This window comes from Musicola paradisiaca NCPPB 2511 (genome assembly GCF_000400505.1).
Lineage (GTDB): Bacteria > Pseudomonadota > Gammaproteobacteria > Enterobacterales > Enterobacteriaceae > Musicola > Musicola paradisiaca.
Genome location: NZ_CM001857.1, coordinates 3,110,517 through 3,127,735, shown reverse-complemented (window position 1 = coordinate 3,127,735; position 17,219 = coordinate 3,110,517). Strand labels below are relative to the sequence as shown.

Here is a 17,219-nt window from a genome sequence, read left to right as displayed (position 1 = left end):
CGCATCAACACCGCCTTGTTCAGCCAACTCCCGATAACGATAGAAAGTATCGCGCGATACGCCCATGACTTTACAGGCTTTCGAAACATTACCAAGTTCTTCGGCCAGATTCAGTAAACCCGCTTTGTGTTTGATGACAGGATTGTTAGTATGCAACATGAGAGTTACCTCTAGTGTTTTGTATAAGGATTCGACACCCATATCAAAACCGGTAACTCTCACTCTTTCAAGCTGATATGTCAGATCTGGTCGCGACTAATGCATATAAGCGATCGATAAGAAGTTAATGCGTTAATTAACCATGTACTTGAGTGTGTGTTTCTTCCGCCAGTATTTCATTTTTCAACTGTGTCAACTCAGGAAGCAAACTGATAATCAAACGTATCTGTTGCAGCACCAGTTGCTCTTTGCTGTCCTGCTCAGGGGCGTGATCGTGGAGGCGTTGTTCCAATATCTGGCGTTCTCCGGCCAGCTTTGGCTGGTACTGCGTATCCTGATATAAGGCGTCTTCTACGTAGCAAACGGCATCATTTAAAAGCTGCAAAACGCCGGGCGAGGTGATGCGTTCACGATGTGAGCCTAGCGTCGAGATGTAACTCAGGAAGGTATGGTTGAGGCACATTAACCGGAAAGCCCGTTCCATTCTTTCTGATGAAGTATGAGGCTCGGCGGACATATTGGCGATAACTGATGCCAGTTCTGCATCGCTGTTATGGGCATCCCGGCGGGCTACCCGATAGGAAAGGCCATTATCTTTGCCCTGGTGATATTGCACCATAATGGCATCCAGATAACGGCAGTTGCTGTTCAATACTTTGCTAATAACGGCCGGCAATCCCCGGAATCGCCAGTCGGGCCAGATAAAACTCACCGCCGCCCAAGCTATACCACATCCAAGTAAAGTATCGATGACCCGTGGAAGCGCCACGTCGAAACCTTCGCCCAACAGATTGAAACACATCAAAACCAACAGAGTGATGAACAAGGTCGCCTGCGCATACTGTACGGTACGCAGCGCAAAGAACAGAACTCCGCTGATGACGATCAAGAGCAATTGCCCTTCAATAGACGGGACGAAGTAGAGTAATGGAACGCCAATCAGCACCCCAGCCAGTGTCCCGATAATGCGTAAGGCCAGACGACGGCGGGTTGCGCTGTAATTGGGTTGGCAGACAAACAGGCTGGTCAGCAGGATCCAGTAACCATGTTGCAGCCCGGAAAATTGAATGAACGCATAGCCGGCGCACAGAACCAGCGACATACGAACAGCATGGCGGAACAGCGCGGATTTTGGCGTCAGATGACGGCTGATTCGTAGCCGCACATCGCTCCAGCCGGTGATTTTATCGTCTGACAATGAACTTTCGGTGGCGAGGCTATGGTTGTGCCGTTCAAGCGTTTGTTCTGACTCTATATTGCGCAACTGTGCATCGATGGCGCGCAGATTATTCAGCAGGTAACGCAACGCTTTGGTATGCAAAGCATCTACGCCTTGCGTCGCCAGCCGATCGATAGCGATGTCCAACCGCGAGAATGCTTTTTCCAGACGTGCTTCGTGCTGATATTTTTGCTGCAGCAAAATGGACTGCGAGAGTTGCTGACAGGCATGGGAAAGCAGGGTGAGCAAGCGCTGAAAGCGAAAAGGAACGTCGCTATAGAGCAACGTCTGACGCAATTGTTCATATTGCATATGGGCGGAGCTTACCCGCTCGTGGATATCTTGCGCGACAAAATAGTAGTGCAGCGTGCGGCGTGTCCCTCGCTGGCCGCGATCGCCGCGTAATCGCGTCAACAGCGTGGCTTTGGCTTGATTCAGTGTGTCCACCACGTTTCCGTTAACCATGGTGACAGCGATGAGTGTCTGGTGTGTGTCGTCATTATCAGGGTCGAACAGGGTAGACTTGGCGTCCAGATAACTGGCCAGTTGCTGATAACAACGAGCGATACTGTCCTGCAGCGGTCGAATCGGAAAAATCAAGTGGCCAGATAGCGTCAGCAGGTTGTACCAGAGTGCGCCGATAAAGAGCAAAAGTGGTTGTTGATACCAATTGGTATAGAGCGATGCGCCCAACATCGTGTAAATCGCGATCAATAACGCGCCAAAAGCGATAGTGGCATAGCGCTGCCCCAGCGAGCCCAGCAGGATAAACGCCCAGGTGGAAACCGCCAGGCCGATGACGAAGAACCAAGGGTAAGGATAAAGCAGTTCGACGGAAATCGATGCAACCAGAAAACAAATCAAAGTAATCAGCAGGTTGAACAACCTGCCGGACAGTCGATCATCAAGATCAGCCAACGCAGCCGCGACTACGCCCAAGGTTAATGGGATAGTGTTGGTGGGCGTTCCCAGCCACCAGGGAACGATAGCTGCGCCGCTGAGCGCCAGTAGAATTCTAAGGTTATATAACCCGCTACTGTTGTAGATAAAACGGCGTAAGCCGATACCGACGTTGACGTGCACGATAATCCCTATTGATAACGTTTACGGGCATTGGCCTCTCTGGCCGCCCGGGCTTCTTCCACTGATACCACTCGTCTACCTACCGGCCAGAGTGCAATCGCAGCAATTTTGAAATTGGCGATGCCGACAGGAATACCGATGATGGTGAGACACTGGGCGATGCCGCTGCAGATGTGGGACAAGCACAGCCACCAGCCGAAAAAGATAAACCAAAATACGTTGAGCAGGGTTCCGCTGGCATTGCGCAGCGAATTCTTCCCATCCGGATGCAATTCATCGACATGGATGGCTTCGTTACCGTAAGGAAACAGCGACAGACGGGTGATTTCCCAACAGGAACGTGTCAATGGCAGTGTAAACACCAGAATGATGCTGATGCAGGTTGCCAATAGCCAGGCAAAGGTGGTGAAGAACCCTCCCAGCACGAAATTTAGAACATTAAGTACGCTACGCATAGTATCCCGTTACAGGTTCGAAAATTATCGTGATAAGTGAATTATCTTACTATTAATCAGGCTATTTGAACCTGTTTTTTATGCCTGGAGCCTGGGCTGATATCGCGGTTACACTATGAGCATAAATGATAATTTCGCAGTGATGGCGCAGGGATTATGGAACTGAAATCGACCGCTTTGGGTAAGCATTTGGCACAGCATCCCTACAATCGGGTGGAATTGCTGAATGCAGGGGTGCGTGTCAGTGGTGAGCGCCATGAATATCTGATTCCGTTTAATCAATTGCAGGCGATCCGTTGCAAAAAAGGACTGATTTGGGGAGAACTGGAGTTTGAATTACCGGATGGTCAGGTCGTCCGGCTCCATGGTACCGAATGGCAGGAAACGCAACAGTTTCACCGTTATCTACTTCAGTCCTGGATGGCGTGGAGCCATGAGATGGGGGAGATCAGCGCATCGGTTTTGCAACAGCAGGTGCAGGCCATTGCACAGTGGGCGTCTGCCGGGCACTGGTTTACCCGTAAAGCGTTGGCGCAGCTGCAACAGGATATTCGACATTGTTTTTCCGCTATCCCCTTGCCGTTGACACGTTTGGACGAATTTGAACGCTGTCGTGACGCCTATCGCCTGTGCCAGAGCTGGCTGGATCGCGGGGAACGTTTGCGTCAGCAAATCAATCAGCGCTGGGCTGACGATACCTTAGTGCAGCAACGAACTTTTTTCGAATCAGTAGAATCTTCGCCGTTGAACGACAGCCAGTCTCGGGCAGTGATCAACGGTGAGGATGCCGTATTGGTTTTGGCCGGTGCGGGCAGCGGTAAAACGTCGGTGCTGGTGGCGAGGGCGGCATGGTTGCTGCGCAGCGCACAGGCGCGGCCAGAGCAAATACTGTTGCTGGCGTTTGGCCGACAAGCAGCAGAAGAGATGAATGGACGTGTACGTGAGCGTTTGCATACCGAAGATATTCAGGCCAAGACTTTCCATGCCTTGGCGTTGCACATCATCCAGCAGTGCAGCCGAAATGAGCCTGTCATTAGCCGGCTTGAAACTGATGCGGAGGCTCGTCGTTCATTTCTGCTGCAACAGTGGCAGCAGCAATGCGCGGAAAAAAAGACGCAGGCTAAAGGGTGGCGCCAGTGGCTATCGGACGAAATGGAATGGGTGTTGCCGGAGGGGGATTATTGGCATGATCCCGTTGTGTCGGCGCGGATGGCGGGGCGGCTGGAGCGTTGGTTGGGATTAATGCGTATGCATGGCGGTACGCAGAGTGAGATGGTGGCGCAAGCGGATGAAGAGGTGCGTACCGCAGTGCAACAGCGTCTGCGGTTGATGGCCCCCTTGTTGAAAGCCTGGAAGAAGGCGTTGAAAGACGAAGGCGCCGTTGATTTTTCCGGTTTGATCCATCAGGCAATCAACTACCTGGAAAAAGGGCGGTTCATCAACCCCTGGAAACATATTCTGGTTGATGAGTTCCAGGATATTTCGCCGCAACGGGCACAATTGTTGTCGGCGTTAAGACGACAGAACAGCGGCACCAGTCTGTTTGCCGTCGGCGATGACTGGCAAGCTATCTACCGCTTCAGTGGTGCGGAACTTTCTCTGACTACCTCGTTTGAGCATCACTTTGGCATCGGCGCTCAATGCGTGTTGGATACGACGTACCGCTTCAACCGGCGTATCGGCGAGATCGCCAATCAGTTTATTCAACAGAATCCGGCGCAATTGAAAAAATCCCTCAACAGCTTGCGGGATGGAGACAGGCGTTCGGTTGCGCTATTGCCGGATGAGCAGCTTGAGGCGTTGCTGGATAAAATGAGTGGTTATGTCACGGGGCAGGAGCGCATTCTGGTGTTGGCGCGTTACCATCACTTGCGCCCTGATGTGTTGCAAAAAGCGGATACCCGATGGCCCAACCTGAACGTTGATTTTATGACCATTCACGCCAGCAAGGGGCGGCAGGCGGATTATGTGATCGTTGTCGGGCTGCATGAAGGGAGTGATGGTTTCCCCGCTCCTGGCCGGGAATCTCTGCTGGAAGAGATATTGTTGCCGGCCTTGGAGCCGTTTCCGGATGCGGAAGAACGTCGGTTGCTGTATGTGGCGCTTACCCGGGCCAGACATCAGGTCTGGTTATTGTATGACCGGGAGAAACCGTCGGTTTTTGTCGAACAGCTACATGGTTTGGGCGTGCCCAAACAACGTAAACCGGGATGATGAACAAACGACAGGGCGGATGAATCACCCTGTCGTCACATGAATGGAGTTACTTCAGCCGAGTATGGAGATAACGCTGATAGTCGGGGATCGTGATATCGACTTTCTGTTTGAACAGCGCAGAGTTAATCAGGAAGTCTGCGGTTGCGCGATTGTTGGCTACCGGAATGTTCCACACGGTAGCCAGCCGCAACAAGGCTTTGACGTCTGGGTCGTGAGGCACGGCGTTCAGCGGATCCCAAAAAAACATCAGCATGTCGATTTTGCCTTCGGCAATCAGGGCGCCCACCTGTTGATCACCCCCCATCGGGCCACTCATCATACTTCTGACGGGCAGACCGGTATGCAACTGGATCAGATTACCTGTAGTGCCGGTTGCGTACAGGTGGTGTTCTGAGAGCTGTGATTTATTGGCGCTGACCCATTCCAGCAGCGTTTGTTTACAGTGATCGTGTGCGACCAGCGCAATATGCTTATGCACTTCTATCGTACGGGTGGTGAACTCCATGGTGACATCCTTCGAACAGTGAGATGTTTACAGATTACGGAAACCTTATTTCGGTGAAAAGCGGCGAACTGAAAAAATGCGAACGCCTTTTCAAAAATGAGGTTAATTGATTGTAAAACAAACAATATTGTCAGCTGGCGTCGGGATTATCGTTGGTGATGCGTTACCATTTATCACCATGTGATTTCATTGTTTCGATGTGGCCGGTGGTAACAGATACGGCCAAACAGGAACAAAAAGGAAACGTACTGGACGATGAATGTGCGGTGCAGAGCGCGGTCTGCCGTCAGACATTTACGTTACACTTAATTTCCATGGCCGAATCGCAAGGTGGGACAACTATGCAAGACAGTGATATCAAATCCATTTTAGCTCAGGTCAAAACCATTGCGTTGGTTGGGGCTAGCGAAAAAGCGACACGACCCAGCTATGGCGTGATGGCTTACCTACTGGCGCAGGGGTATCAGGTGATTCCGGTAAGCCCCAAACTGGCAGGGCAGTCATTGCTGGGGCAACCGGTTTATGCGTCGCTGGCTGATATTCCTTATCCTATTGATATGGTTGATGTGTTTCGGCAGCCTGATGCCGCCTGGGACGTTGCTCAGGAAGCGATTGCGATTGGTGCCCGGGTGTTGTGGCTGCAAATCGGCGTGATCAACGAGCAGGCCGCCGTTCTTGCACATAACGCAGGTCTAAAAGTCGTGATGGATCGCTGCCCAAAAATTGAGATACCCAGACTGGGAATGGAGAAATAACCCTCGTTCGGCTTTATTACGCTGTGGTGATAAAGCCTGCGTCTGTTCTCATTAATGCAGAAGCCGCGGAGCCCTGCGTTTGATGGTTTCAGACAACTCATCCAATGATGGGTGGTCGCTTTGGTTCAGTGTTTCATCCATCAGTTGCTCTTCGGCCAGGTAAGTGTGTATGGGATGGCCTTCTTTGTCTTCCATAACCACGTGGTACCAAGGCGCGGTGCGTAAGGTATCGTTCGTCGCGAGTTCTTCCCATTTGGGTTGCTCAAGTGAATACTCGGGATCAATATCGATAACTACCCCGGGATATCCCAGCAGCTTATGACGAATCTGTTGTCCGATGGCAAATTTACAGATAATCATATGACCTCCTGAGAAACGTAGTACATATCCTAACTAAGTTGGGGGAGATACGCGGTTTTCAAGTGGTCAGGCAGTCTTGTTTCTCGTTATTACCGTCTTTGCCAGCCAAGATTCTCCTTGTTTACAGCATAGTGTCTGCTGGCATCCACATGCGTTAACTGCGGTGCATTTTTGTACTCGTGCGGTGTGTTTTTCAAGGGGGAATGCCAATGCCGACTGTCTCGATGATTGCCTGGGTATATGGGGTGGTGCAGGGTGTCGGTTTTCGCTATCACACCCAATTGCAGGCGCAACGACTGGGGGTGTGCGGTTACGTCAGGAACTGCGACGATGGCAGCGTTGAAGTCGTTGCCTGTGGCGAGCCGCAGGCCGTCGAACAGTTAATCAACTGGCTCAGGCAAGGTGGGCCACGCTATGCCAGAGTGGATCGGGTGCTGGTGGAGTCTTGCGCTGTCGCGGATTTTGAAGGTTTTGGCATTCGTTACTGACGGCTAGATGCATTTTACCGGTTTGGGTAAACCCGCAATTTTAGTGGCCTGCTTCGCGGGGCCTTTAGGAAAAAGCCGATAGAGATAGCGGCTGTTGCCTTTTTCTTCGCCGTACTTTTGCGACATAGCTTTTACCAGCATACGAATTGCTGGGGATGTATTAAATTCCAGATAAAATGCGCGAACGAAACGCACCACTTCCCAATGTGCTTCCGTAAGTTCAATTCCTTCCTGGGCGGCCAACTCGGGAGCCATCGCTTCTTGCCAGTCGCTGGTATTTTTGAGATATCCCTGGGTATCGGTTTCGATAACCCGGCCTTCAAACGTTAACATATCACCTCGATCACCATGAAAAGCGTCCTCATGCTAACAAATTTCGTCATGGCGAGCATCGTGCTGCCGGGATTCACTGGCGCATAAAACGCTCAAGAGCGCCATTGGCGCCCTTGATGATGTGCTTTCATTCTCGTTGTTGCTATTCGCTGCGCGACATGCCTAGCAGGCTCAGCAAACTGACAAACAGGTTGTAGATGGAAACATACAGGCTGACCGTCGCCCGGATATAGTTGGTTTCCCCACCATGGATGATATTGCTGGTTTCCCACAGGATGGCACCGGTGGAGAACAGAATAAACATCGCACTGATTGCCATCTGCAGCCCCGGCAGGTTAAGGAACAGATTGGCGATGACGGCGACCAGTAAGACAACAAATCCGGCCATTAGCATGCCAGACAGGAATGACATATCTTTGCGGGTAGTCAGTACGTAAGCGGAACAGCAGAAGAAGACCAATGCTGTGCCGCCTAGCGCCAACATAATGATATCGCCCGCATTGGCGCTAATCAGCGCGCTGAGGATCGGGCCGAGGGTATACCCCATAAACCCAGTCAACGCGAATGCCGCCAGAATGCCAGCCGGACGATCAGCCAGACGATAGGTTAGAAACATCAGGCCGTAAAATCCGACCAGCGTCAAAATCAATCCGGGTGCCGGTAGTTGGAATACCGTACTCAGAGTAGCGGTGAGCGCGGAAAAGCCCAACGTCATCGACAACAGGAAATAGGTGTTGCGCAGCACTTTATGTGTGTTGAGCAGGGAATATTCACGTGTCGAGGAAACAACGATGCGATCCATGATAACGACTCTCTCTCTTCAGGGTGCCATTTGTTTCAGAGAGTAAGTAGTTGCGCGGTGTAATTAAAGGTGTTTTACCCTTCTTTACGCTGAATTATCGTCGCTTTCTGAACATAATGACGGTTTTATATGCTTTTGGTACCGTATCGACTATTTTTCAGGCGATTGAGCCGGTGGTCGCTTTACAATATCGGGCAGTCTGTTTATAGTTCGCGTCGTTGCGGAGGAGTGGCCGAGTGGTTGAAGGCACCGGTCTTGAAAACCGGCGACGCGAAAGCGTTCTAGAGTTCGAATCTCTACTCCTCCGCCAATTCTTTGTAAGTAAAGGTAAGCGGCTTGATGAAAATTAAAGCTGTTTGCCTTTATTTTTATGTTATTTTGGTTGCATTCTCATAGGCACACGAAACAGCTATTTTAATCGTGGTTTAAAAATAGAGACTATCTGACATATTGGGGAGATATCTGTGCGAGTTTCCAACAGGAAAAGGGTCATGGTGACCGGAGGCGCTGGTTTTTTAGGATCTCACCTCTGCGAACGACTCCTGAAAGATAAATGTGATGTGCTCTGCGTTGACAATTTTTACAGTGGTACTAAAGATAACGTTGCCCATCTTCTTGATAACCCCCACTTCGAACTAATGCGTCATGATGTAACTTTTCCCCTCTATGTCGAAGTTGATGAAATTTACAATCTTGCCTGCCCCGCATCACCAATCCACTATCAATGGGATCCTGTCCAAACGACTAAAACAAGTGTACATGGCGCGATCAATATGCTTGGCTTGGCAAAAAGAACTAAAGCTAAAATTCTTCAAGCCTCTACCAGTGAAGTATATGGCGATCCTGAAGTACACCCTCAGCGTGAAGATTACTGGGGGCATGTTAATCCGATTGGTATCCGATCTTGTTATGACGAAGGCAAACGCTGTGCCGAAACCTTGTTTTTCGATTACCATCGCCAGCATGAATTAAATATTAAGGTTGTCCGTATTTTCAATACGTATGGTCCCAGAATGCATCCTAATGATGGCCGAGTGGTCAGTAACTTTATCGTACAAGCGCTCAGAGGCGAAGATATCACTATTTATGGTGATGGGTCGCAGACTCGTAGTTTTTGTTATGTAGACGATCTGATCGAAGGTTTTGTCCGCATGATGGCATCGTCTTCTAATATCACCGGTCCGTTTAATATGGGTAATCCGGTCGAGTTTACAATCAAAGAGCTGGCTGAAACTGTACTAAGAATGGTTGGTGGCCCTTCCAAACTGGTGTTTAAATCGCTGCCCCAAGATGATCCCAAACAACGGAAACCCAATATCGGATTAGCTCATGATACATTAGGTTGGGAGCCAAAGGTTGAACTGGATAAAGGGTTAAAGGAAACCATTTCTTATTTTAGAGAGTTTTTGGGACGATCTTAATGCAGTCGGTTATTTCAATTGCTACATCAGATATTTTTGCTGCACTAAAAAAGTACAAGCTAGTATCTATGCTTGGCTGGCAGGATGTTAAACAACGTTATCGTAGATCTGCGCTAGGCCCTTTCTGGATAACGATAAGTATGGGCGTAATGATTTCCGCGATAGGGGGAGTTTTTGGTCGTATATTTAATTCTCCCATGTCTGATTTTTTGCCCTTCTTGGCTGCGGGTATGATCGTTTGGACTTTACTGTCTTCTGTTATTACTGAGGGCTGTTTCGGCTTTGTCAGCTCTGAAGCCGTCATAAAACAGCTGCCGATTCCTTTATTTGTCCATATTCTCAAGGTTATTTGGCGAAATATTCTGATATTTTTACACAATATATTGATTATTCCGCTTATATTCATTTTCTTTTGTAAACTACCTAGTTTTTCGGCGTTTCTTTGTATCCCTGGGCTTTTCCTGTTGATGCTGAATCTGTCGTGGATTTCTCTGATTCTTGGCGTGATTTGCTCACGATACAGGGATTTGCCGCAAATCGTTGCTAGTATTTTACAAGTTGCTTATTTCTTGACGCCAATAATGTGGATGCCTAGTCAATTACCCAGACATTCTGATGTTTATACTTATTTGCTTGATCTTAATCCGGCTTTTCACCTTATTGAGATTGTGCGGGCGCCATTATTAGGACAACTGCCATCTATGACTAGTTGGTATACAGCTATAGGATTGGCTGTCGTTGGCTGGGGAATAGCTATTGCTATTTTCGGCCGGTATAGAAATCGTATTGCATACTGGTTATAAAGAACAATTATGGCATCTATTCGGCTAGAAAATATATCCGTCGATTTTCCTATCTACAATGCCAGTACTCGCTCCCTTAAAAAGCGAATATTGCAGGTAGCTACGGGGGGGCAAATTGGATCGGATAGCGATGGACGTGTTGTTGTAAAAGCGCTCGATGATCTGTCGTTCAACTTGAATGATGGCGATCGTGTTGCTTTGCTGGGACACAATGGTTCTGGGAAGAGTACTCTGCTCCGTGTGCTTAGTGGTGTATATATCCCTACTTCTGGTATCGCTGAGATTCGTGGCCAAGTCGGTTCGTTGATTGATATATCGTTAGGTATCGATAACGAGGCAACTGGCAGGGAAAACGTTTATGTCCGCGGTGGGTTGTTGGGGATATCTAAAGAACAAGTATCTGAAAAAATTGATGAAATTATTGAATTCTCAGAGCTTGGCGACTTTATTGACATGCCCCTTCGAACTTATTCTACAGGGATGCACATGCGTTTGGCGTTTGCTGTATCCACAATTGTTCGTCCTGAAATACTGTTGATGGATGAATGGTTATCTGTAGGTGATGAAGGATTCAAGAATAAAGCCGAAGAACGGATGAAGGACTTGGTAAGCACAACGAATATTTTGGTTATTGCGACTCACTCTAAAGAGTTGGCGTTGAATACCTGTAACCGTGCTATCTGGCTTGAACATGGGAATATACGTATGGATGGTGCACCCGCTGATGTGTGCGCTAGGTATTTTGGCTAATATTCCACTGTCGATGTCAACGAAAGATAAACCATACAGGATCTAATCAGGCATTAGTTTTTGTATGGTTTTTTCATAAAAATCTCATTGCTGTATAGTACAAACTCTTATTTTACCTGCTTGTATTATTTACCATCCTAAAATGGAAGTTTTTCTTTTTATAATTGTCTGGAGCAAAGCCCGAACTCGTCATCTTTTTTCATTCCAGCCTCCTCATGATTATTGTCTTTATTGTTTTAGTGTTACTGATATCGGGCCGGATATTATACGACTGATATTTAAATTACCTCATGGCATATTGGCTCCTGGATAATAGCTTATATTGGCTACATATCCTTATAATCCTAGTATCAGAACATTTTTATTACTATATTTTTAATTATCCGCGAGATAATATTTTTATGGCGTAATGTTGTTGTATCTCATTTTTACTTGTTCAAAAATGAATCTGCTCAGGACAAAGAATAACTTCGCAGCGAATAACTTCGAAAATCATAAGTGGATTGTTAAGTAGCGTATGAGGTTTTTTGTATAGGGTATATCGATGGCCTGGTTACACAAGACTATTAACATCATCAATATGTGACGGTAGATCTACCTTTATCTGTATTTGGACGTTACGAGCAAGCCGGCTTTTATCGCAATATCTTTCCTAAAAAACTCAGTTTCTCCTTCATTAAATAGAAAATAGGTCTATCATTTTAAATGAGGGGATTCTTGCATAAAAATATAAGGATTTTAGGTATAAACTCCGTAGGTTATAATCTAAAAGATGTGTCTGACAGGACTTCTTATTATTATTCACAATTTTTCGATAAAATTTGGTACTTTAAATGTGATGATATAGATTGTATAATCGAATAAACTTTCATTTTTTAGTTGACTACATACATGGACAAAAAAATCAAGATATGTCATCTAACACCAACTTATTTTTCTCAGAACTCTATAATTGGTGGCGGTGAGCGGTATGTTTATAATTTGGTGAAGGCAATTAACCTTGCTGCTAAAAATGATAATTTACCTATCAGTCAGTCGGTTTTATCAGTTTCAGATAAACCAGAGTTATTTGAATATGAAGACGTAACTGTTAGACTATCACCCAACATCTCTACCCTGCAGGGAAATATGAATGTTATTCCCGATTTTTTATGGGATGATTTGGTTGGGTTTGATTTTGTACACATACACCAAAGTTTAACTACTTTTGGCGAATACGCTGCAGCTGTCACCTCATCTCTTAATATTCCGTTTGTATCTACAGATTTAGGCGGCGGTGCAAGCAGTCTGATGCTGTTTGGCAGAGGGCTTGAACTTTCCTGTGGCGTTTTATCTATATCTGAATATGCTAAATCACTTATCCACTCAAGCTATTCTGGTTTACATGACGTCGTAATTGGGCCGGTTGATACAGAGTTTTTCTCACCTTCAGAAAAAATTAAAAACAATTCTATTCAGTATGGAATTTGCGTCAGCCGTATTTTGCCCCATAAAGGTATCGATCGTATTATATCCGCCCTTCCTGATAATATGCTATTAAAGGTTGTGGGGCGAGTTTATGATGAAAATTATTTCCAATTACTAAAACAGTTAGCTCAAGGTAAGAATGTTGAATTTATCCACGATGCGGATGATAGCAAATTACTCGAGCTCTATAGAAATGCAGGTGTATTCCTACAGGGATCAACGCATCAAGATATTTATGGTAATGTGATTCAAAAGCCGGAATTGATGGGACTGACAACCCTTGAAGCGATGTCTTGCGGTTTGCCTGCTATTGTATCAAATGCTGGTTCTTTACCTGAATTGGTTCCAGATAGTCGATATGGATTCGTTTTCTCTAATCAGGAAGAACTGAGCCATAAACTACATGAATATGTTAATGCCCAATGGCCTTATCAGGATTGTTCTGATATTGCTAGAGAACATGTTGTCGATAATTATAGCTTTCTAAGCGTAGGCAGAAAGTTGATTTCCATTTATAACGCGGCAGCAAGTCAGGGTTTAACAGGAGTTTGATTATATGAAAATCATGGTGATTTCAAACTTGTATCCGCCGTACTACCTTGGAGGATATGAGCTCGGATGCAAAAGTATTGTTAATGGTTTGGTTAAGCGTGGCCATGATGTGGTTGTCCTCACCTCGCCATCTCATGTTCCTGAAGAAAAAATCTCTCAATCGGATCAATCGTCTCCAGTCATTTTACGACGTTTGCAGTTAAAAAGTTTTCAGCCCATTAATAGCCCTCATGAGAATGTATTAAAAGTAAATCATTTGGAGGCTATGCTGACCAATTATGCTAATACAGCTATGGTCTTGGATGCGATTCAGGAATATAAACCTGATTGCGTTTATTTGTTTAACCTGGTCGGTATTGGCGGCTTAGCTATTCTCGATGCTTTGAATAGCATATCTGCACCTTGGGTTTTACACCTGATGGATCGTGCCCCGGAAACGTTACAGTTTGGGTTTTCCAAGGATGTGCTTTCAATATTTAATGCTCAGAATGGAAATTTGTATAAGCATGGGAAAATTATTTCAATGACTAAGCATTTGGTTGATGAAATTGAATTGCTTTGCAAGTTCACATTCTCAAACAAGATTGACCTTGTGCCTGGCTGGGTTGATATTGAAAAGACGTTTTTTAAACGTGAATATACCCGCTCGGAAAAGCTGCGTTTTGTAACCGCAGGGGCTGTGCAGTCTCATAAAGGCATCGATATTATTGTCGAGACCGCTGCGTTACTGCGGAAAAATAGAGTTGAGAATTTCAATATTGAAATATACGGCGATGGTAACATTGCTTATTATGTTGATCTTGCAAAACAATATGGTGTCTCCGATTTGGTCAGTTTTTTAGGGCCACGGACACAACCTGAATTGATTGATATTTATAAAGCATCTGATGCGTTTCTTTTCCCAACATGGGAGCGTGAGCCGTTTGGTTTTGCGCCGATTGAAGCCGCAGCAGTTGGATGTATCCCGATTATTACCGCCACATGCGGCGCGGCGGAGCGTCTTGTCGGAAATGTTCATTGTCTGAAGATTGAACGAAGTGCCGCATCTTTATTTGAGACATTGCGACGTTTTTGTCGTCATGAAATTGATGTCGAACGAATTGGCACTAATGCTCAAGTGATCACTCGTGAGGATTTACATTTCGATACTTGTTTAGAGCAGGTTGAGAGTATCCTAAATGATGTGATGAAGTCTAAAGTTATCAAAGAGCCATCCTGGATGGATATAAATCGTACTTATCTTAAACATAATCTTTCCGTTAAGTTATTTTCTTAATTTCAGAGGGTACCATGATGAACATCCATAGCTTATATATTGCTGGTATCTCAAAGGCAAAGACGAAATTTATTATGAACCCTCTACGTAGGGTATTGTTTAAGTTTATGCGGCCATATTTTACCGAACTGGTCAATGATATTAATAAAATTGAAGTATTGGAATCAAAATTACATCATCACATAAAGGTAGCAGAACAGAACGCTCATTCTGTAGAAGAGCGTTTTAAACATCATCGTGATATATTGGAAGGTCTGTCCGGGCATATTAATGATGTCGATAGTCGTGTTGTTCCTATCGAGAATAGTATCAGCGCTCAGGGCAAAGATGTTGATGCTATCGCTCATCGCTTCAATACTATTGAAGGGTACACTCGTAATTATGGGGTGATAGGGAAGGATTTGGAAGCGATGTCTCATCGTTTCGATACGATTGAAAGTCGATTGAATAAAGATATCATTGATCGTTTTGATGCTGTTTCATTTGAGTTACAGGATCATTTTGCTCAGTTGAATGATTTAAGAAATGAGCGAAGAGATGATGAAAAAGACGTTGCGCATCATGAATTGGCGTTAGCTAATACCGAATTCGGCGTGTTAATTGTCAAACAGGGTGAGATTATTTCTGATTCAGTTCTCTCTGGAAAATATTGGGATGCTCATATCCTTGAGTTGGCGGAAAAGGTAGCAAAAATAAAAAGTGGCGTGGCTATTGATGTCGGTGGACATCTAGGTACGATGGCTATTGCATTTGCTACATATTTTGATTCGGTTAATTGCTTTGAGCCGAACGATTTTAATTGCCGGATATTAAGAGCCAACACCGAAATTAACGGTGTTAAAAACATTAATTTATATAATAATGGATTGTACTCAAAGGCTACGAGTTTATCGCTTGCCTCTCAAGAACGGCAGGAAATCGCGCTGCCGCTAAATACGGAAGGCGATTTTGATGGTGCTTCGGCTGTCAATCTTGGTGCATACTCCTTCAGTGAAGGCGGCACGGGTGTTTTTTCTCACGAAGCAAGGACACTTGATAGTTATAAATTTGAACATGTCGTGTTTATAAAAATCGATGTTCAAGGTGCTGATGGTGAAGTCATATTAGGTTCCCTGGATACATTGGAACGTTGCCATCCTGTAGTGGTCTTTGAGTGGGAAGAACACCTTTCAATCAATTTTTCCGTTCGTTTCAACGAATTAAAAGCTGAACTGGAAAAATTAGAATATGAAGTGGTTCCGTTAAAAGTTCATAATGAAAAACAGATCGATTATGTTTGCTACCCCAGTTGGTATTTGAAATAAGGTGCATAAGTGAAAATAGCAATAGCTGGTACTGGGTATGTTGGATTGTCAATAGGTGTATTGCTTGCGCAACATAATGAAGTTGTTGCGCTAGATATTATTCCTGAAAAAGTTGACATGCTTAATCGCAAAGACTCACCCATTGTCGATGCAGAAATACAGGATTATCTCAGAAATCGCGATCTTAACTTTCGTGCAACGCTCGATAAAAATGAAGCTTATGAAAATGCTGATTTTGTCGTCATCGCGACGCCTACGGATTATGATCCTGAGACGAACTATTTTAATACTAAGTCTATTGAGTCTGTCATTCGGGATGTGATTGCGATTAACCCCAGTGCAACAATGGTCATCAAGTCGACTATTCCTGTTGGGTATACTCTGAAGACACGTCAGGCATTAGGAACTGATAATCTTATATTTTCGCCAGAGTTTCTGCGTGAAGGGCGTGCTTTATATGACAATTTGCACCCTTCCCGGATCGTCGTTGGCGAATGCTCCGAACGAGCTAAGGTTTTTGCAGGGCTTCTGGAGCAAGGCGCCATTAAAAAAGATATCTCGGTGATATTCACCGGTGCAACGGAAGCCGAAGCAATTAAACTGTTTGCTAACACCTACTTGGCAATGCGGGTATCGTATTTCAATGAGCTTGATACTTATGCTGCGACTCATGAGTTGAACACCAGTCAGATTATTCACGGTGTTTGTCTGGATCCTCGTATCGGTGCTCATTATAACAATCCTTCATTTGGCTACGGCGGTTATTGTTTGCCAAAAGATACCAAACAATTGCTTGCAAATTATAGCGATGTGCCTCAAAACCTTATCAATGCGATTGTTGAATCGAATGTTACTCGCAAGGATTTTATTGCGTCGGATATTCTTAAAAGCAACCCCAGAGTTGTCGGTGTTTACAGGCTGATAATGAAGAGTGGTTCGGATAATTTTCGATCATCCAGTATTCAAGGAATAATGAAACGCATAAAAGCGAAAGGAATCGAAGTTATTATTTATGAGCCAGCAATTAGTAAGAGTGAATTTTTTAATTCGCGCGTCATGACTGACTTGAATGAGTTTAAAGAAAAAGCCGATATCATCATCAGCAATAGAATGTCAGATGTGCTCCAGGATGTTGCCGATAAGGTTTATAGCCGGGATCTTTTTGGTAACGATTGATTTCTCGGCCAGAATCTAGGGCGTTATTTATACTAACGGCGATTTTTACTTATAAAAATCGCCGTTTTTTTATTGTTGCCGTGCCGTTGATTGT

17 protein-coding genes and 1 tRNA gene are annotated in these 17,219 nt (G+C 45.5%); 11 read left to right on the top strand and 7 right to left on the bottom strand.

Features of this window, described 5'->3' with window-relative positions; genetic code table 11:
* The 3 genes from DPA2511_RS23215 to DPA2511_RS13835 all read right to left on the bottom strand — a co-directional run.
* Nucleotides 1-159: helix-turn-helix domain-containing protein (locus DPA2511_RS23215; RefSeq protein ID WP_023638397.1), on the bottom strand; the 159-nt coding region annotated here is incomplete at its 3' end.
* A 136-nt stretch (nucleotides 160-295) separates the two neighbouring features.
* On the bottom strand, nucleotides 296-2,461 hold the full coding sequence (gene yccS / locus DPA2511_RS13840) for a YccS family putative transporter (RefSeq protein WP_015854377.1): 2,166 nt from the start codon (nucleotides 2,459-2,461) through the stop codon (nucleotides 296-298).
* A gap of 8 nt (nucleotides 2,462-2,469) precedes the next feature.
* On the bottom strand, nucleotides 2,470-2,916 hold the full coding sequence (locus tag DPA2511_RS13835) for a YccF domain-containing protein (protein WP_015854376.1): 447 nt from the start codon (nucleotides 2,914-2,916) through the stop codon (nucleotides 2,470-2,472).
* Between the two features lie 156 nt (nucleotides 2,917-3,072).
* Between DPA2511_RS13835 and helD the strand changes: the two genes are divergently transcribed.
* Entirely contained in the window at nucleotides 3,073-5,130 is a 2,058-nt protein-coding gene (gene helD / locus DPA2511_RS13830; RefSeq protein ID WP_015854375.1) for a DNA helicase IV, read from the top strand.
* Nucleotides 5,131-5,179: 49 nt separating this feature from the next.
* On the opposite strand, the gene DPA2511_RS13825 is transcribed toward helD, so the two are convergent.
* Nucleotides 5,180-5,638 carry a methylglyoxal synthase gene (locus DPA2511_RS13825; protein WP_015854374.1) on the bottom strand — a complete coding sequence of 153 codons (459 nt, stop codon included), beginning with the start codon at nucleotides 5,636-5,638 and terminating at the stop codon, nucleotides 5,180-5,182.
* A 341-nt stretch (nucleotides 5,639-5,979) separates the two neighbouring features.
* Between DPA2511_RS13825 and DPA2511_RS13820 the strand changes: the two genes are divergently transcribed.
* Entirely contained in the window at nucleotides 5,980-6,393 is a 414-nt protein-coding gene (locus tag DPA2511_RS13820; RefSeq protein ID WP_023638396.1) for a CoA-binding protein, read from the top strand.
* A gap of 51 nt (nucleotides 6,394-6,444) precedes the next feature.
* Here DPA2511_RS13820 and hspQ read toward each other — a convergent pair whose 3' ends face one another.
* Complete coding sequence (hspQ, locus tag DPA2511_RS13815) at nucleotides 6,445-6,753, bottom strand: heat shock protein HspQ (RefSeq protein ID WP_015854372.1); 309 nt, start codon at nucleotides 6,751-6,753, stop codon at nucleotides 6,445-6,447.
* A gap of 209 nt (nucleotides 6,754-6,962) precedes the next feature.
* Between hspQ and yccX the strand changes: the two genes are divergently transcribed.
* Nucleotides 6,963-7,241, top strand: coding sequence for an acylphosphatase (gene yccX / locus DPA2511_RS13810; protein WP_015854371.1), 279 nt, complete (start codon nucleotides 6,963-6,965; stop codon nucleotides 7,239-7,241).
* Between the two features lie 3 nt (nucleotides 7,242-7,244).
* Here the strand turns inward: yccX and tusE are convergent, their stop codons facing one another.
* Nucleotides 7,245-7,574: a sulfurtransferase TusE gene (gene tusE, locus DPA2511_RS13805; protein ID WP_015854370.1), complete on the bottom strand. Its 330-nt coding sequence runs from the start codon at nucleotides 7,572-7,574 to the stop codon at nucleotides 7,245-7,247.
* A gap of 142 nt (nucleotides 7,575-7,716) precedes the next feature.
* Nucleotides 7,717-8,376 carry an FtsH protease modulator YccA gene (gene yccA / locus DPA2511_RS13800; protein WP_015854369.1) on the bottom strand — a complete coding sequence of 220 codons (660 nt, stop codon included), beginning with the start codon at nucleotides 8,374-8,376 and terminating at the stop codon, nucleotides 7,717-7,719.
* A gap of 222 nt (nucleotides 8,377-8,598) precedes the next feature.
* On the opposite strand from yccA, the gene DPA2511_RS13795 reads away from it, so the two are divergent.
* The 8 genes from DPA2511_RS13795 to DPA2511_RS13760 all read left to right on the top strand — a co-directional run bounded on the left by DPA2511_RS13795 (nucleotide 8,599) and on the right by DPA2511_RS13760 (nucleotide 17,125).
* Nucleotides 8,599-8,686 (top strand) — tRNA-Ser (locus tag DPA2511_RS13795).
* Nucleotides 8,687-8,867: 181 nt separating this feature from the next.
* Nucleotides 8,868-9,797 carry a UDP-glucuronic acid decarboxylase family protein gene (locus tag DPA2511_RS13790; protein WP_015854368.1) on the top strand — a complete coding sequence of 310 codons (930 nt, stop codon included), beginning with the start codon at nucleotides 8,868-8,870 and terminating at the stop codon, nucleotides 9,795-9,797.
* Nucleotides 9,797-10,600, top strand: coding sequence for an ABC transporter permease (locus DPA2511_RS13785; RefSeq protein WP_015854367.1), 804 nt, complete (start codon nucleotides 9,797-9,799; stop codon nucleotides 10,598-10,600). The genes DPA2511_RS13790 and DPA2511_RS13785 overlap by 1 nt, the downstream gene beginning before the upstream one ends.
* A 9-nt stretch (nucleotides 10,601-10,609) precedes the next feature.
* Entirely contained in the window at nucleotides 10,610-11,350 is a 741-nt protein-coding gene (locus tag DPA2511_RS13780) for an ABC transporter ATP-binding protein (protein WP_015854366.1), read from the top strand.
* A gap of 891 nt (nucleotides 11,351-12,241) precedes the next feature.
* Nucleotides 12,242-13,369: a glycosyltransferase family 4 protein gene (locus tag DPA2511_RS13775; protein WP_015854365.1), complete on the top strand. Its 1,128-nt coding sequence runs from the start codon at nucleotides 12,242-12,244 to the stop codon at nucleotides 13,367-13,369.
* Nucleotides 13,370-13,373: 4 nt separating this feature from the next.
* Nucleotides 13,374-14,645, top strand: coding sequence for a glycosyltransferase family 4 protein (locus DPA2511_RS13770; RefSeq protein ID WP_015854364.1), 1,272 nt, complete (start codon nucleotides 13,374-13,376; stop codon nucleotides 14,643-14,645).
* Nucleotides 14,646-14,659: 14 nt separating this feature from the next.
* Nucleotides 14,660-15,949, top strand: a complete 1,290-nt coding sequence (locus DPA2511_RS13765; RefSeq protein WP_015854363.1) for an FkbM family methyltransferase — start codon at nucleotides 14,660-14,662, stop codon at nucleotides 15,947-15,949.
* 9 nt (nucleotides 15,950-15,958) lie between these two features.
* Nucleotides 15,959-17,125: a nucleotide sugar dehydrogenase gene (locus DPA2511_RS13760; RefSeq protein WP_015854362.1), complete on the top strand. Its 1,167-nt coding sequence runs from the start codon at nucleotides 15,959-15,961 to the stop codon at nucleotides 17,123-17,125.
* Nucleotides 17,126-17,219 lie beyond the last annotated feature (94 nt).

What these genes read in the sequence shown, in the direction of transcription:
- DPA2511_RS13835 (WP_015854376.1), bottom strand. Translation starts at nt 2,916, where the DNA reads ATGCGTAGCGTACTTAATGTTCTAAATTTCGTGCTGGGAGGGTTCTTC.
- helD (WP_015854375.1), top strand. Translation starts at nt 3,073, where the DNA reads ATGGAACTGAAATCGACCGCTTTGGGTAAGCATTTGGCACAGCATCCC.
- DPA2511_RS13825 (WP_015854374.1), bottom strand. Translation starts at nt 5,638, where the DNA reads ATGGAGTTCACCACCCGTACGATAGAAGTGCATAAGCATATTGCGCTG.
- DPA2511_RS13820 (WP_023638396.1), top strand. Translation starts at nt 5,980, where the DNA reads ATGCAAGACAGTGATATCAAATCCATTTTAGCTCAGGTCAAAACCATT.
- hspQ (WP_015854372.1), bottom strand. Translation starts at nt 6,753, where the DNA reads ATGATTATCTGTAAATTTGCCATCGGACAACAGATTCGTCATAAGCTG.
- yccX (WP_015854371.1), top strand. Translation starts at nt 6,963, where the DNA reads ATGCCGACTGTCTCGATGATTGCCTGGGTATATGGGGTGGTGCAGGGT.
- tusE (WP_015854370.1), bottom strand. Translation starts at nt 7,574, where the DNA reads ATGTTAACGTTTGAAGGCCGGGTTATCGAAACCGATACCCAGGGATAT.
- yccA (WP_015854369.1), bottom strand. Translation starts at nt 8,376, where the DNA reads ATGGATCGCATCGTTGTTTCCTCGACACGTGAATATTCCCTGCTCAAC.
- DPA2511_RS13790 (WP_015854368.1), top strand. Translation starts at nt 8,868, where the DNA reads ATGGTGACCGGAGGCGCTGGTTTTTTAGGATCTCACCTCTGCGAACGA.
- DPA2511_RS13785 (WP_015854367.1), top strand. Translation starts at nt 9,797, where the DNA reads ATGCAGTCGGTTATTTCAATTGCTACATCAGATATTTTTGCTGCACTA.
- DPA2511_RS13780 (WP_015854366.1), top strand. Translation starts at nt 10,610, where the DNA reads ATGGCATCTATTCGGCTAGAAAATATATCCGTCGATTTTCCTATCTAC.
- DPA2511_RS13775 (WP_015854365.1), top strand. Translation starts at nt 12,242, where the DNA reads ATGGACAAAAAAATCAAGATATGTCATCTAACACCAACTTATTTTTCT.
- DPA2511_RS13770 (WP_015854364.1), top strand. Translation starts at nt 13,374, where the DNA reads ATGAAAATCATGGTGATTTCAAACTTGTATCCGCCGTACTACCTTGGA.
- DPA2511_RS13765 (WP_015854363.1), top strand. Translation starts at nt 14,660, where the DNA reads ATGATGAACATCCATAGCTTATATATTGCTGGTATCTCAAAGGCAAAG.